This is a genomic window from Peribacillus saganii, assembly GCF_003429095.1.
Taxonomy (GTDB): domain Bacteria; phylum Bacillota; class Bacilli; order Bacillales; family DSM-1321; genus Peribacillus; species Peribacillus saganii.
In genome coordinates this window covers 1-13,222 of sequence record NZ_QVTE01000030.1, presented here as the reverse complement: position 1 = coordinate 13,222, position 13,222 = coordinate 1, and the positions used below count along the sequence as shown (strand labels likewise).

12 protein-coding genes, 1 pseudogene and 1 riboswitch are annotated in these 13,222 nt (G+C 44.4%); all 13 genes and pseudogenes read right to left on the bottom strand.

The genetic code is table 11. The features are described 5' to 3' along the window. Window positions 1–48: 48 nt before the first annotated feature. Window positions 49–1,584, bottom strand: coding sequence for a bifunctional phosphoribosylaminoimidazolecarboxamide formyltransferase/IMP cyclohydrolase (gene purH / locus D0469_RS10485; protein ID WP_117326699.1), 1,536 nt, complete (start codon window positions 1,582–1,584; stop codon window positions 49–51). A 27-nt stretch (window positions 1,585–1,611) separates the two neighbouring features. Beyond that, complete coding sequence (gene purN / locus D0469_RS10480; protein ID WP_117326698.1) at window positions 1,612–2,181, bottom strand: phosphoribosylglycinamide formyltransferase; 570 nt, start codon at window positions 2,179–2,181, stop codon at window positions 1,612–1,614. 249 nt (window positions 2,182–2,430) lie between these two features. After that, the gene (gene purM, locus D0469_RS10475) at window positions 2,431–3,459 is read right to left on the bottom strand and encodes a phosphoribosylformylglycinamidine cyclo-ligase (RefSeq protein ID WP_117326697.1); all 1,029 of its coding nucleotides are present in this window, start codon (window positions 3,457–3,459) and stop codon (window positions 2,431–2,433) included. 149 nt (window positions 3,460–3,608) lie between these two features. Further along, a complete protein-coding gene (gene purF, locus D0469_RS10470) occupies window positions 3,609–5,021 on the bottom strand; it encodes an amidophosphoribosyltransferase (RefSeq protein ID WP_117326696.1) in 1,413 nt (470 codons plus the stop codon). Next, a complete protein-coding gene (purL, locus tag D0469_RS10465) occupies window positions 5,006–7,225 on the bottom strand; it encodes a phosphoribosylformylglycinamidine synthase subunit PurL (protein WP_117326695.1) in 2,220 nt (739 codons plus the stop codon). Before purL ends, purF begins: the two co-directional genes overlap by 16 nt. Then, window positions 7,209–7,895 (bottom strand): phosphoribosylformylglycinamidine synthase subunit PurQ, encoded by a 687-nt coding sequence (purQ, locus tag D0469_RS10460; RefSeq protein ID WP_117326694.1) that lies wholly within the window; start codon window positions 7,893–7,895, stop codon window positions 7,209–7,211. Before purQ ends, purL begins: the two co-directional genes overlap by 17 nt. Beyond that, window positions 7,892–8,146: a phosphoribosylformylglycinamidine synthase subunit PurS gene (gene purS / locus D0469_RS10455; RefSeq protein ID WP_117326693.1), complete on the bottom strand. Its 255-nt coding sequence runs from the start codon at window positions 8,144–8,146 to the stop codon at window positions 7,892–7,894. The genes purQ and purS overlap by 4 nt, the downstream gene beginning before the upstream one ends. After that, a complete protein-coding gene (purC, locus tag D0469_RS10450) occupies window positions 8,139–8,858 on the bottom strand; it encodes a phosphoribosylaminoimidazolesuccinocarboxamide synthase (protein WP_117326692.1) in 720 nt (239 codons plus the stop codon). The genes purS and purC overlap by 8 nt, the downstream gene beginning before the upstream one ends. Window positions 8,859–8,940: 82 nt before the next feature. Then, window positions 8,941–10,233 carry an adenylosuccinate lyase gene (purB, locus tag D0469_RS10445; protein ID WP_117326691.1) on the bottom strand — a complete coding sequence of 431 codons (1,293 nt, stop codon included), beginning with the start codon at window positions 10,231–10,233 and terminating at the stop codon, window positions 8,941–8,943. Continuing rightward, window positions 10,230–11,387: a 5-(carboxyamino)imidazole ribonucleotide synthase gene (gene purK / locus D0469_RS10440; protein WP_117326690.1), complete on the bottom strand. Its 1,158-nt coding sequence runs from the start codon at window positions 11,385–11,387 to the stop codon at window positions 10,230–10,232. Before purK ends, purB begins: the two co-directional genes overlap by 4 nt. Further along, window positions 11,371–11,859: a 5-(carboxyamino)imidazole ribonucleotide mutase gene (gene purE, locus D0469_RS10435; RefSeq protein WP_117326689.1), complete on the bottom strand. Its 489-nt coding sequence runs from the start codon at window positions 11,857–11,859 to the stop codon at window positions 11,371–11,373. The genes purK and purE overlap by 17 nt, the downstream gene beginning before the upstream one ends. 125 nt (window positions 11,860–11,984) lie before the next feature. Next, window positions 11,985–12,086, bottom strand: a riboswitch (purine riboswitch). Between the two features lie 79 nt (window positions 12,087–12,165). Continuing rightward, a complete protein-coding gene (locus D0469_RS10430) occupies window positions 12,166–12,366 on the bottom strand; it encodes an NETI motif-containing protein (protein ID WP_117326688.1) in 201 nt (66 codons plus the stop codon). Window positions 12,367–12,434: 68 nt separating this feature from the next. Then, window positions 12,435–12,659, bottom strand: a pseudogene (locus D0469_RS10425) (response regulator transcription factor); the annotation flags it as partial. Between the last annotated feature and the right edge of the window lie 563 nt (window positions 12,660–13,222).

The following is a 13,222-nucleotide window of genomic DNA, read 5'->3' as shown; positions in this document are numbered from 1 at the left end:
TAAGTTAAACGACCTTAGCCATTCTTCCTTGCCAGGATACTTGCGCTTTTAATGTTTAAAATGGCGCACTCCTGTAAACACCATCGCAATCCCATATTCATCTGCTTTTTTAATCGAATCTTCGTCCCGAATAGAGCCTCCAGGCTGTATGATGGAAGTAATTCCTGCCTTTGCTGCAGCCTCAACGGTGTCATCCATTGGGAAGAAGGCATCAGATGCCATTGCGCTTCCTTTCGCTTTTTCCCCTGCCTGTTCCAGGGCAATCCTGGCAGATCCTACCCGGTTCATCTGGCCAGCACCAATTCCAAGCGTCATTTGTACATCACTCACCACAATGGCATTTGACTTAACATGTTTAACAACCTTCCAGCCAAGCTTCAGAGCATTCCATTCATCCTCGGTTGGTTTTCTCTTAGTTGGTACTGTAATATCCGCTTGTTCAAACCCGAATTCGTCACTGTCCTGAATTAACAAACCGCCTTCGATAGACGAGAGTTTTTTCTCAGCCTTTTCTTTCTTTCCAAACGAAACAGTTAAGAGCCGGATATTCTTCTTGCTAGTTAAAATCTCTAATGCTTCCTTTGTGAATGATGGAGCGATAACAATTTCAAGGAAAATTTCATGCAGCTGTTCAGCTGTTTCTCTATTTACTTCACGGTTCAAGGCAACGATGCCGCCAAAGATGGAAACAGGATCAGCCTGATAAGCCTGAGAAAACGCTGCTTCAATTGTCTCGCCTGTTCCGACTCCGCATGGGTTGCTGTGTTTAACGGCTACTGCTGCAGGCTGGTTGAACTCACGGACAATCTGAAGCGCTGCATCAGCATCATTAATATTATTGTATGATAACTCTTTTCCGTGAAGCTGCTCGGCATGTGCAATGGAAAAGGATGAGCCAAGAGGCTTTTTATAAAACGCTGCTTTCTGATGCGGGTTTTCTCCGTATCGAAGAGGCTGCTTTAATTCAAATGTCATAGTCACCGTTTCCGGCTGCTCCTCCTGCACAAGCTCGGTCATATACTCGGCAATCATTGCATCGTACGCCGCAGTATGCCTGAATACCTTGGCAGCTAGCCATCTCTTTGTTTCTTTATTTACATCTCCGGTTTCCTTTAATTCCGTTAAAACTGTATTATAATCGGCAGGGTCCACGACCGCTGCAACATATTCATGGTTTTTAGCGGATGAACGCAGCATAGAAGGTCCGCCAATATCGATATTTTCAATGGCTTCTTCTACAGAAACATCAGGTTTGCTGATAGTTTCTTTAAAAGGGTAAAGATTGACACAAACAACACTTATTGGTTGAATGCCATGCTCTTGAATTTGTGAAAGATGATCCGCTTCGCCAACTCTTGCCAAAAGCGCCCCATGGACATTCGGATGCAAGGTTTTCACACGGCCATCCAATATTTCAGGGAAACCCGTCACGTCACTAATGCCAGTTACTGCAACACCGCTGTCCTGCAGCGCCTGTTTTGTACCACCTGTTGAAATAATTTCAAAGCCCAGTTCCTGAAGGCCTTTTGCAAAATCGATAATGCCTGTTTTGTCAGATACGCTGATCAGTGCCTTTTTTCTCATGACTATCCCCCACAAATGATTAATTTTCTATTCTTGATCCAGCAGCTTTTTCAAAACGGATGGATAAAATTGATGCTCGCTATACTGAATCCGCTCCTGCAGCGATTCTCTCGTGTCATTCTCTAAAATAGGAACCGCAATCTGCTCTATGACAGTTCCGGTATCCATCCCTTCATCGACGAAATGAACGGTGACGCCGGTTTCCTTTACTCCTGCCGAAATGGCCTGTCCTATTGCATCCTTACCCGGAAAGGCAGGTAACAGAGATGGATGAATATTAATAATATGGCGTGGATATGCATTTAGGAGCGTGTTTCCTATTAACCTCATATAACCTGCAAGGACAATTAATTCGATCTGTTCCAATCTTAGCTGTTCAAGTATTTCCTTCTCAAACTCATCTTTGGAGGCATATTGTTTCGGCTGAAATATAAAGGTATTAATATCTTCCTGCCTCGCCCTATCCACAGCAAATGCTTCAGGGTTGTCGCTCACTAGCAGACAAACTGTCGCATCTAATAATTTGTTACGTATGGCCTCCACAATCGCCTGGAAATTGCTCCCGTTCCCAGAGGCAAAAACTGCAATCCTACTCATAGGCTCCTCCTAATTTCCATAAAAGATAGTCCAAAAAAAGAGAACCTTAACGTGTAAATCTAAGGTCCCCAGTATGGCAGTTTCAAAGAAAATTTTAAACTTCCCTGCCCTTCTGAATTGAGAAGGGCAAACCTATTTGTACCAGTTTACTTTTTAACAACCCTACGTCATTATGCCCCGTACTATAAGTTGGGTATGGACTTTAAAATTACTGGTGACGCCATTCGGATAAGTTCTTTTTTAAGCCTATTATTTCAGAAAGGAAACTCCGTCTTTGTCAGTGACTTTGCCAATTACAGCTGCTTTCTCTCCGAGTTCGTTCAAAAAGGAGACTAACTCTGACGCTTCCTCTTCTTTTACGACCACAACAAAGCCGATTCCCATATTAAAAATATTGTACATTTCTTCTTCATTAAGGTTGCCCTTGCTTTGCAGAAGTTTAAATACCGGTGGAATCTCCCATGTACCTGGCTCGATCTCAACACCAAAGCCTTCTGGAAGCATACGCGGGATATTTTCAATAAATCCTCCGCCAGTAATGTGAGCCATACCTTTTAAAGTAAAATTCTCTTTGGCTTTCAATATAGGACGAACGTAAATACGTGTTGGTTTAAGCAGCTCGTCACCAAGTGTGCTGTCTAGCTCTGTGATATACTCATCCATATTCATCGCATTATCGGCAAATAATATTTTTCGAACAAGAGAGTATCCGTTACTGTGAATACCGTTTGAAGCAAGCCCGATGACCGCATCACCGCAACCAATCGTTTCACCAGTAATAAGCTCTTTTTTCTCACAGGCTCCAACTGCAAACCCTGCAAGATCATAATCTTCCTCAGCGTACATCCCTGGCATTTCAGCTGTTTCACCGCCAATTAGAGCACAGCCGGCATCCTCACAGCCCGCTGCCACACCCTTTACAATCTCTTCTATCCGTGCAGGTTCAGCCTTTCCGCAAGCAATATAGTCAAGGAAATAAAGCGGCTCTGCACCCTGGACCACAATATCATTTACGCACATCGCTACACAGTCAATGCCAATTGTGTCATGGCGGTCAGCCATTAAAGCAACCATCAGCTTTGTGCCGACTCCATCGGTCCCTGAAACCAAGACAGGCTCCTTTAAGCCTAACGCCGAAAGATCAAACGTTCCACCGAAACCACCTATCCCGCTTAAAACTTCAGGTCTCATTGTCCTTTGAACATGCTTTTTCATGCGTGAAACAGCTTCATAGCCTGCTTCAATATCCACGCCAGCCTGTCTGTACGCATTAGCCATTTATATTCCTCCTATTACGAAAAGCGCAAGTGCCCTGACGCTTGAGGGCTTTTTCCCTTCAAAGAAGCTGCTGGAGCTGCTTGCGCTAAACACTTGTCTAACATTCTCATTTAATTGTTCTTATCTTTTTATCCAAATCCGGCTGAACATTAGCATTTCTGCGAATTTTCAATCGTTTCTCCGTAAATTTCTGTTGGATATTTCCCATTGAAGCATGCCAGGCATTGTCCGCGGGTTTCCCCTTCAAATGGTCTGCCAATACCTTCAACCATTCCTTCAATGCTTAAAAATGTCAGTGAATCCGCTCCAATCATCTCACGAAGTTCTTCAACTGAATGAGAGGCAGCAATCAGTTCTTCTCTCGAAGAAGTATCAATACCGTAAAAACATGGATTCTTAATCGGAGGTGAGCTGATACAAACATGGACCTCTAATGCACCGGCCTCTTTTAACATCGAAACGATGCGCTTACTGGTCGTTCCTCTTACGATCGAATCATCCACCATCACAACCCGTTTCCCTTCCACTACGCCTCTAACAGGGGACAGCTTCATTTTTACCCCTTGCTCTCGCAGTGATTGGGACGGCTGAATGAATGTGCGGCCGACATACCGATTTTTGATGAGTCCCATTTCATAAGGGATACCGGATGCTTCTGCATAGCCGATTGCGACTGAGATACTGGAATCAGGTACACCTGTTACAACATCCGCTTCTATCAATGCCTCCATCGCAAGCCTCTTGCCCAGATTTTTTCTCGCTGTATGGACATTGATTCCGTCTATATTGCTGTCAGGCCTTGAAAAATAAACATATTCCATCGTGCACATAGAGCGGCTGCTTGAATGAGCGAAACGTTCTGATGTAATACCCTCATCATTGATAATCATCAGTTCACCGGGTTCAATGTCACGAATAAACTCAGCACCTGTTATATCCAAAGCACATGTTTCGGACGCGACCACATATGCGTCCCCAATCTTGCCAAGAGAAAGCGGCCTTAAGCCAAGCGGGTCAAGGGCCACAATCATTTCCGATTCAGTCATGATCAAGAACGCATATGCCCCTTTAATCATGCCTAACGCGTTTTTCACTCGTTCCTTCAGATCGGCGAAACCGCCGCGCTTAATCAAATGCGCCAGGACTTCGGTATCTGAAGATGTTTGAAAAATACTTCCCTGTGCTTCAAGCTGGCCTCTAAGCTGAACGGCATTTACCAAATTCCCATTATGGGCAAGAGCAAGGCTTCCGCTTTGGGCGCGGAATAAAAGCGGCTGAACATTTTCGTACCCGCCGCCGCCTGCCGTTGCATAGCGGACATGGCCAATAGATGCTTTACCATATATATCTTTCATTTTATCTGCGGTAAAAACCTCTGTTACAAGCCCCTCACCTTTTATCCCGGTAAGAGTTTCACCATTTGTTAAGACCATCCCTGCGCCTTCCTGGCCGCGGTGCTGAAGGCTGTGCAATCCATAATAGGTAATCTGGGCAGCATCAGGATGCCCCCAGATTCCAAAAACGCCGCATTCCTCATTCAAGCCTTTTAATTCAGCAAGCATGGGATCGCTCCTTTCCAGGCTGTTAACAATTCACTTACTTCTGCTTCTACTAGGCTTGAGCCTGTTTCACTTGAAATACGAAGAACAGGAGCATTTGTAACCTCACCAATTAGCTTCGCATCTTCGACTAACTCTTCAAAAGCACCCTTTTGTTCCGGCTTCACCGTAACTAAGAATCTTGATTGTGTTTCAGCAAACAGCCCTGCAATCGGGTTACCGGATACTGTAACGGCAGCTCCTAAATCAGTTCCAAATAAGGACTCGGCTACCGCTGTTGCCAATCCGCCTTCTGACACATCATGGGCAGATGCTACTACTCCGCTGCGAATCGCAGCCAGTATTTGCTGCTGGCGCTTTTGTTCTGTTTCAAGATCAATAGCTGGAGCCTGACCAAAGATACGGCCGTAAAGCAGTTTCTGCAGCTCGCTTCCGCCAAAATCAGAACCCGTTTCACCAACAAGATAAACTAGGTCTCCTGCTTGTTTAAATTGCTGAGTAGTAATATGTTTAAGATCTTTTATTAAACCGACCATTCCAATAACAGGTGTCGGATAAATAGCTTCGCCATTCGTTTCGTTATAGAGCGAAACATTTCCGCCGATTACAGGTGCTTCCAATGTTCTGCATGCTTCACTGATTCCATCGGCGGCTTTTTCAAGCTGCCAGAAGATTTCTGGCTTTTCCGGGCTTCCAAAATTGAGACAGTCCGTGATAGCCAGCGGTTCGGCCCCAGAGCAGATAATGTTTCGCGCTGCCTCAGCAACGGCAATTTTTCCGCCTGTTTCCGGATCTAAATATATATAGCGGGAGTTACAGTCCGTTGTCATGGCCAGCGCCTTGTTTGTGCCGCGGATACGAAGCACAGCAGCATCTGATCCAGGTGTAACCGCCGTATTCGTGCCGACTTGATAATCGTATTGCTCGTATACCCATTCCTTGCTTGCGATAGTCGGCTGGGATAGTAGTGAAACCAAGGTATCTTTATAATCATCCACACTTGTAATGTCAGTGTCCATTTCCTGAAATTCAATAAAGTATTCTGGCATGCGGGATGGCTTGTTATACACAGGTGCTTCTTCTGCAAGTGCATCAACAGGAACGTCAGCAACTACTTCCCCTTGATGTATAAGACGAAGTTTTTGATCGTCTGTTACAACACCGATGGCAGCAGCATCAAGGCCGTGTTTAGCAAATAGATCTATAATTTCCTGTTCCCTTCCCTTTTTCACAACAATCAGCATGCGTTCCTGGGATTCCGAAAGCATCATCTCATATGCTGTCATTCCAGGCTCACGCTGTGGAACCAGATCAAGGTTCATTTCTATGCCAGACCCAGCCTTGCTTGCCATTTCAGCTGAGGAACTTGTAAGTCCAGCAGCACCCATGTCCTGAATGCCGACTAATGCGTCCGAATGAATCAGTTCAAGACAGGCTTCAAGCAGCAACTTTTCCATAAACGGATCTCCAACCTGGACAGCAGCTCGTTTTGAATCTGAACCGGTTGAAAGTTCTTCGGAAGCAAAGGTAGCTCCGTGAATTCCATCGCGGCCTGTTTTAGCCCCAACATACATAACGGTATTTCCGACACCATGCGCCTGGCCTTTCTTGATATCTTCATGATTGATTAAACCGACACACATTGCATTCATAAGCGGATTGCCTGCATATGCCGGGTCGAATTGGATTTCCCCTCCGACAGTCGGAATGCCAATACAGTTGCCATAGCCTGCAATGCCCGCCACTGCTTCTTTAAAAATATATTTCGTACGCGGATTATCCAACTCGCCAAAACGAAGTGAGTTTAATAGGGCAATCGGGCGTGCACCCATTGAGAATACGTCACGGATGATTCCGCCAACGCCTGTGGCAGCACCCTGGTAAGGTTCGATCGCAGTCGGATGATTGTGGCTCTCAATTTTAAAAACAACTGCTTGCTTATCCCCGATATCGACGATCCCTGCACCTTCACCCGGTCCCTGAAGCACTTTCTCTCCTGTTACAGGGAACCTCTTTAATACTGGCTTGGAGTTTTTATATGAACAATGCTCAGACCACATAACCGAAAACAAGCCGGTTTCGGTGAAGTTCGGAGTTCGGCCAATAATAGATTCGATCATTGCAAACTCTTCATCTGACAATCCCATCTCTGCGTAGATTCTATCCGCCTTGATTTTTTCCGGTGTTGGTTCAAGCGTTGACAGCATTTGATTCCCTCCAGCTCTTTACAATTGATTGAAATAACTTCAAACCATCCTTACTTCCCAGCAGCGAATCAGCTGCACGCTCAGGATGGGGCATCATGCCAAGAACATTTCCCTGCTCATTTATAATTCCTGCGATATCAGATACACTTCCATTCGGGTTTTCACCATCGTAGGTAAACACGATTCGGTTATTATCTTTTAGTTCAGAGAGGGTTCTCTCGTCACAATAATAATTGCCTTCTCCGTGTGCGACCGGTATCTGGATCGTTTCCCCTTCAGTGTAAGCGTTCGTAAATTGTGTATTTGCATTCTCTACTTTTAGAATGGTAGGTTTGCAAATGAATTTCAAGGAGTCGTTCCTTCTCATTGCACCTGGAAGCAATCCGGCTTCCAGAAGAATTTGAAAGCCATTGCAAACACCAAGAACCGGTTTTCCAGCTTCAGCAGCACGGATTACCTCGGGCATAACATTCGAGAAGCGTGCAATAGCGCCAGAGCGCAAATAATCTCCGTATGAGAAGCCGCCAGGAAGCAGAACTCCATCAAAGCCTTCTAGTGAACTTGCAGTATGGGGAACGTATTCAACATCCTCGCCCAGACTATCTTTAATGGCGTGATACATATCAGCATCACAATTGGATCCCGGAAATACGATTACCGCAAATTTCACTGTGCGACGACCTCCTCAACTTCATAACGGTAGTCCTCAATTACTGTATTAGCCAGAAGCTTTTCACACAATTCCTTTACCGTTTCGTCGATATCACGGCTAGTCTTTTCAATCGTAAGTTCCATATATTTTCCAATGCGGACTTCCTGAACCTCTTTATAATTCATGCTGTGCAGAGAATGAACCACCGCAGAACCTTGTGGATCCAATACGCTTTCACGAAGTGTTACATATACTTTGACTTTATACATGCTGTTGTCCTCCCAGCCTAGAAAGTAGTTTTTTGTAAGTATCCGTCAAACTGCCTAAATCGCGACGGAATACATCCTTATCAAGCTTTTCATAAGTTGTTGCATCCCATAATCTGCATGTGTCCGGTGAAATTTCATCCGCCAGCAAAATTTCTCCTTCGGCTGTTGTTCCAAATTCCAGCTTAAAATCAATCAGGCGGATATTCATGTCTGCAAAAAAGCTTGATAAAACTGCATTTACCTTTAGCGCCTTCTGTTCTAGCAATCTAACATCATCCAGGCCTGCAATCTGCAATTCTTCTATATGCGCATCTGTGATTAGCGGGTCGCCCAGCTCATCATCCTTGTAATAAAATTCAACAAGCGGCTTCTTTAATGCCTTTCCTTCTGGATATCCAATCCGGCTGGCAAGTGTACCTGCCGCAACATTGCGGACCACTACTTCAAGCGGAATGATGGATACCTTTTTCACGAGCTGCTCACGGTCAGAAATCTGTTCGATGAAATGAGACGAGATGCCCTCTTCCTTCAGTCTGGCAAAAAGCAAGCTTGTAATGGCATTATTCAAGACTCCCTTGCCGCTGATTTCAGCTTTCTTCTGCCCATTAAAGGCAGTTGCCTCATCTTTATATTCAATCCAAACCACTGAATCGTCGTTTGTTGCATATACCCTTTTGGCTTTTCCTTCATATAAAAGAGCCCGCTTCTCCATATCGCACCATCCGTTTCAATAGTATTCTTACTCTAAATTTTTTTCAGAAGTCCCGGCCAAATGGAACGGCCGGGAACAGTTCTTAAAGGCCTAATCGTTCAAAAATAAAATCTACTTTTTGCAAATGATGGTTGTAATCAAAACAATCATCCAATTCTTCTTTAGACAGCAGGTTTGTGATTTTCTCATCCTCTTCAAGCAGCTGGCGGAAAGGAACCTGGCGCTCCCAAGCCTCCATTGCTTTAGGCTGAACCGTGTCATACGCTTCCTCACGTACCAGTCCTTTATCAATCAGCGCAAGAAGGACACGCTGAGAATAAATAAGACCTAACGTTCTGTCCATGTTCCGTTTCATATTTTCAGGATAAACTGTAAGGTTTTTTATGATATTTCCAAAGCGATTCAGCATGTAATTTAATGCAATTGTTGCATCAGGGAGTATGATCCGCTCAGCAGAAGAATGGGAGATATCTCTCTCATGCCATAATGGGACATTTTCATAAGCAGTCATCATATAACCACGGATAACCCTTGCGATTCCTGTCATATTTTCAGAACCAATTGGATTCCTTTTATGCGGCATCGCTGACGAACCCTTTTGACCTTTTGCGAAAAACTCTTCCACTTCACGCGTCTCACTCTTTTGCAAGCCGCGGACTTCCACTGCGAATTTTTCAATAGACGTAGCGATTAAAGCCAGTACGCTCATATATTGCGCATGGCGGTCACGCTGCAGTGTCTGTGTTGAAATCGGTGCTGCTTTTAAGCCAAGGTTTTCACACACATAGCTCTCCACGAAAGGGTCAATGTTTGCATATGTTCCGACCGCACCTGAAATCTTGCCTACCTCAATATTCCTTCTTGCTTCAACAAAGCGTTCAAGATTCCGTTTCATTTCTTCATACCAGAGGCCAAGCTTCAAGCCGAATGTTGTAGGCTCAGCATGCACTCCATGCGTACGGCCCATCATAACGGTGTATTTATGTTCTTTAGCCTTATCGCCAAGGATTTCGATAAAGTTTTCAATATCCCTTTGCAAAATCCCATTGGCCTGTCTAAGCATATAGGAAAGTGCAGTATCAACCACATCAGTTGAAGTCAATCCATAATGCACCCATTTGCGTTCTTCTCCAAGAGTTTCGGAAACAGCCCTTGTAAAAGCAACTACATCATGGCGAGTCTCTTGTTCAATTTCATTAATGCGGTCAATATTGAATGTAGCATTCTCACGTAAAAGCTTAACGTCGTCCTTTGGAATTGCACCAAGCTCAGCCCATGCTTCACATGCTAATATCTCAACTTCCAGCCATGCTTTGAACTTGTTTTCTTCTTTCCAAACAGCACCCATTTCCGGTCTTGTATATCTTTCAATCATCTATCGCTGCCTCCATTTCCTTCTTCCCAAATTCCGCTGGCCTTCGCATCAGACAGTGCCTCTTCGGAGGTTCCCTTAAGAATATTTACATGTCCCATTTTCCGGTTATTTTTCGCATCTTTTTTACCGTAGAGATGGACTTTCCAATCCTGCAGGGAAGGGATTGTTTCCATTAATTTGCCCATATGTTGTCCAAGAATGTTCACCATTACAGCTGGCTGATACAAATCAGTATTTCCGAGCGGCCAATTGCAAATCGCACGGATATGCTGTTCAAATTGTGAAGTTTTACACGCCTCAATGGAAAAATGACCAGTATTATGCGGTCTCGGCGCCAATTCATTAATTATGACTTCTCCGTCCTCTTTAACAAACATCTCTACAGCCATGATGCCGACAAGGTCCACAGCATCAGCAATCAGCATCGCTTTTTCAATGGCTGCCTTTGCAACGGTTTCCGGTATCCTTGCTGGTACAATCGTTTGATGCAGGATATTATTCACATGAACATTTTCTGCAACTGGAAAACAGCTTGTCTCCCCGTTCACCTTGCGTACAACTATGACGGAAATTTCCATTGTAAAAGGCACCCACGCTTCGAGTACACAAGTTCCTTGCTTGATGAGAGCATCTGCTTTTGCGATATCATCCCTGTTCCGGATAACCAATTGGCCCTTCCCATCGTATCCTCCCCGTGCTGTCTTCAAAACACACGGAAGTCCCAGCGCTTCTATCCTATCATAAAGTTCGCTTAGTTCACTTATCGGGAAATAAGGAGCCGTCTTAGCTCCGGAGGCGTTAATTCTCTCTTTTTCCTGTATGCGATCCTGAGAAATCCTCAAAAGCTCTGTTCCTTGTGGCACATAAGCGTGCTGCTGCAGCCAATCAAGCGCCTCTGAGTTAATATTTTCAAATTCAAAAGTAATCACATCACTGACATCAGCCAGTTGCTTCAATGCATATTTATCATCATAATTGCCTACAATTTCGATTTCAGCGACTTCACTGCAGGGTCCCCCTTCAACTGGGTCAAGAACCGCAATCCGAAAGCCCGATGCCTTAGCAGAAAGGGCCATCATTCTTCCTAACTGGCCGCCTCCTATAATCCCAATTGTAGAGCCCGGAAGAATAACTTTATTATTTAAGCTGTTCATTGCTGCTAATCACCTTTTCTTTTGTTTCGTCCCTCATCGTCTGCAGTCGCTCCGCCAGTTCGGCGTCCGTACAGGAAAGGATTTGTGCAGCCAGGAGCCCGGCGTTAGTTGCACCTGCCTTACCCACTGCCACTGTTGCAACCGGGATTCCCCCAGGCATTTGAACGATAGAAAGCAGTGAGTCCATCCCGTTTAAGGCTTTTGATTGCACCGGAACCCCAATTACAGGAAGAGTGGTTTTGGCAGCTGTCATGCCCGGCAGATGTGCTGCCCCTCCAGCTCCGGCAATTATAACTTTCAGGCCTCTGTTCCTTGCGCTTTCTGCATATTCAAACATTAAGTCAGGTGTCCGGTGGGCAGAGATCACTCTTTTTTCATATTGAACTTCCAGCTGGTCAAGCGCCTCACAAGCATATTTCATTGTTTCCCAATCAGAAATGCTCCCCATTATTACTCCGATCTGCGGTTTCAAATCACATGCTCCCCTCAGCTTTATTTTATCTTTAAAAAGAAAAAATCCGGACAAACTACTTCACGGAGAAAGTAGTCTGTCCGGATTGAAAAGTCCTTGTTCAACAATTAAATAGACCTAGCATCCAGTAAGACACTTTCTCTCATAGTCCAGCTATTTACGGTCGCTGGGTAGAAACTTTCGGGCCATATCCCCGGTATTATATGAGAGAACTTATTTATCACTTTTTTATCTTAACAAGGGTAAAAGGCATAGTCAACCATAAATTCGAACATTTTTTATGGTAATTAGCTTAACGTTCGGATTTTACTCAATTAACTTCGCTTCAAAAATAATTTTTCTGTCTATTGGCTCATATTCCTTTTGTCCATTTATTATTTTTTCCTCAAAAATTGGCTTTTCCGTTCTTTTTACAGGATAATATCCGGCTTCTCTGATTCTATTAAGGCACTCTACGAGGGTTTCACCCTCTTCAACCTCAAATATCTGTTTCGTTTTTTTGTTCACGAAAAGTATTGCCCTCCCTTTAAAACAACTTTACTCGTTATTCTGCTCTCAGATGAATGATGTATGTATTAAGCAATCGGGCTAATTCCTTGTTTAACGGCATACAGGGCCGCCTGAGTCCGATCCTGGAGGCCTAGTTTGGATACAATACTCGATACATGGGTTTTCACTGTTTTTTCAGTAATAAACAAAGCGGCGGCAATTTCTTTATTACTTTTTCCCGTTGCAATTTCCCTCAAAACCTCTGTTTCCCTCTTTGTTAAGCGCAAATATGAGGTCTCTTCTTCTTTCTTTTTTTCAAGTACCTATAAGGCTTCTGGGACCGCTTATAGCAAAGTATATACTCTCTTTACATCAGCAAAATTAATTGCCAAAACCGCCTAATTGTTGCATAACATTGCACCATTCTTATTAAAGATTAGCATAAGAAGAGCCTGAGAAGATGCCCTTACTTTCCCTTTGAATAAATATGCCTCCCCCATCTCCTTTTTAAGAGGTATTTATCCCTAATTTTAAAAACAAGGCATAAAAAAATGACCAGCATCAGCTGATCGTTTTTTTATGCCTGGCAACGTCCTACTCTTGCAGGACTTGCACACGATGTGCTGACTTCTGCGTTGGCCACAGGACGTGGCCGCCTTTAGCAGAAGTTCCTTACTTACCCCAACTACCATCGGCGCGCGAGCTTAACTTCCGTGTTCTACTCCTGAACGGCGATGAACTTCGAATCTCTTTGTCAGCTTCAGTCGTTGTGGTCCTCATGTACAGAATACACTCCGGTCCTCTTTCCTTCGCTAGGCCTGCAGCACGCAGGTCATGAAGGCGTTGCCACAGGACGGGGCGGTCTTAGCCTTCG

Bases quoted from the DNA above. Each gene is read 5' to 3' on its own strand.
- purH (WP_117326699.1), bottom strand. From the start codon at position 1,584: ATGAGAAAAAAGGCACTGATCAGCGTATCTGACAAAACAGGCATTATC.
- purN (WP_117326698.1), bottom strand. From the start codon at position 2,181: ATGAGTAGGATTGCAGTTTTTGCCTCTGGGAACGGGAGCAATTTCCAG.
- purM (WP_117326697.1), bottom strand. From the start codon at position 3,459: ATGGCTAATGCGTACAGACAGGCTGGCGTGGATATTGAAGCAGGCTAT.
- purF (WP_117326696.1), bottom strand. From the start codon at position 5,021: ATGCTTGCTGAATTAAAAGGCTTGAATGAGGAATGCGGCGTTTTTGGA.
- purL (WP_117326695.1), bottom strand. From the start codon at position 7,225: ATGCTGTCAACGCTTGAACCAACACCGGAAAAAATCAAGGCGGATAGA.
- purS (WP_117326693.1), bottom strand. From the start codon at position 8,146: ATGTATAAAGTCAAAGTATATGTAACACTTCGTGAAAGCGTATTGGAT.
- purC (WP_117326692.1), bottom strand. From the start codon at position 8,858: ATGGAGAAGCGGGCTCTTTTATATGAAGGAAAAGCCAAAAGGGTATAT.
- purB (WP_117326691.1), bottom strand. From the start codon at position 10,233: ATGATTGAAAGATATACAAGACCGGAAATGGGTGCTGTTTGGAAAGAA.
- purK (WP_117326690.1), bottom strand. From the start codon at position 11,387: ATGAACAGCTTAAATAATAAAGTTATTCTTCCGGGCTCTACAATTGGG.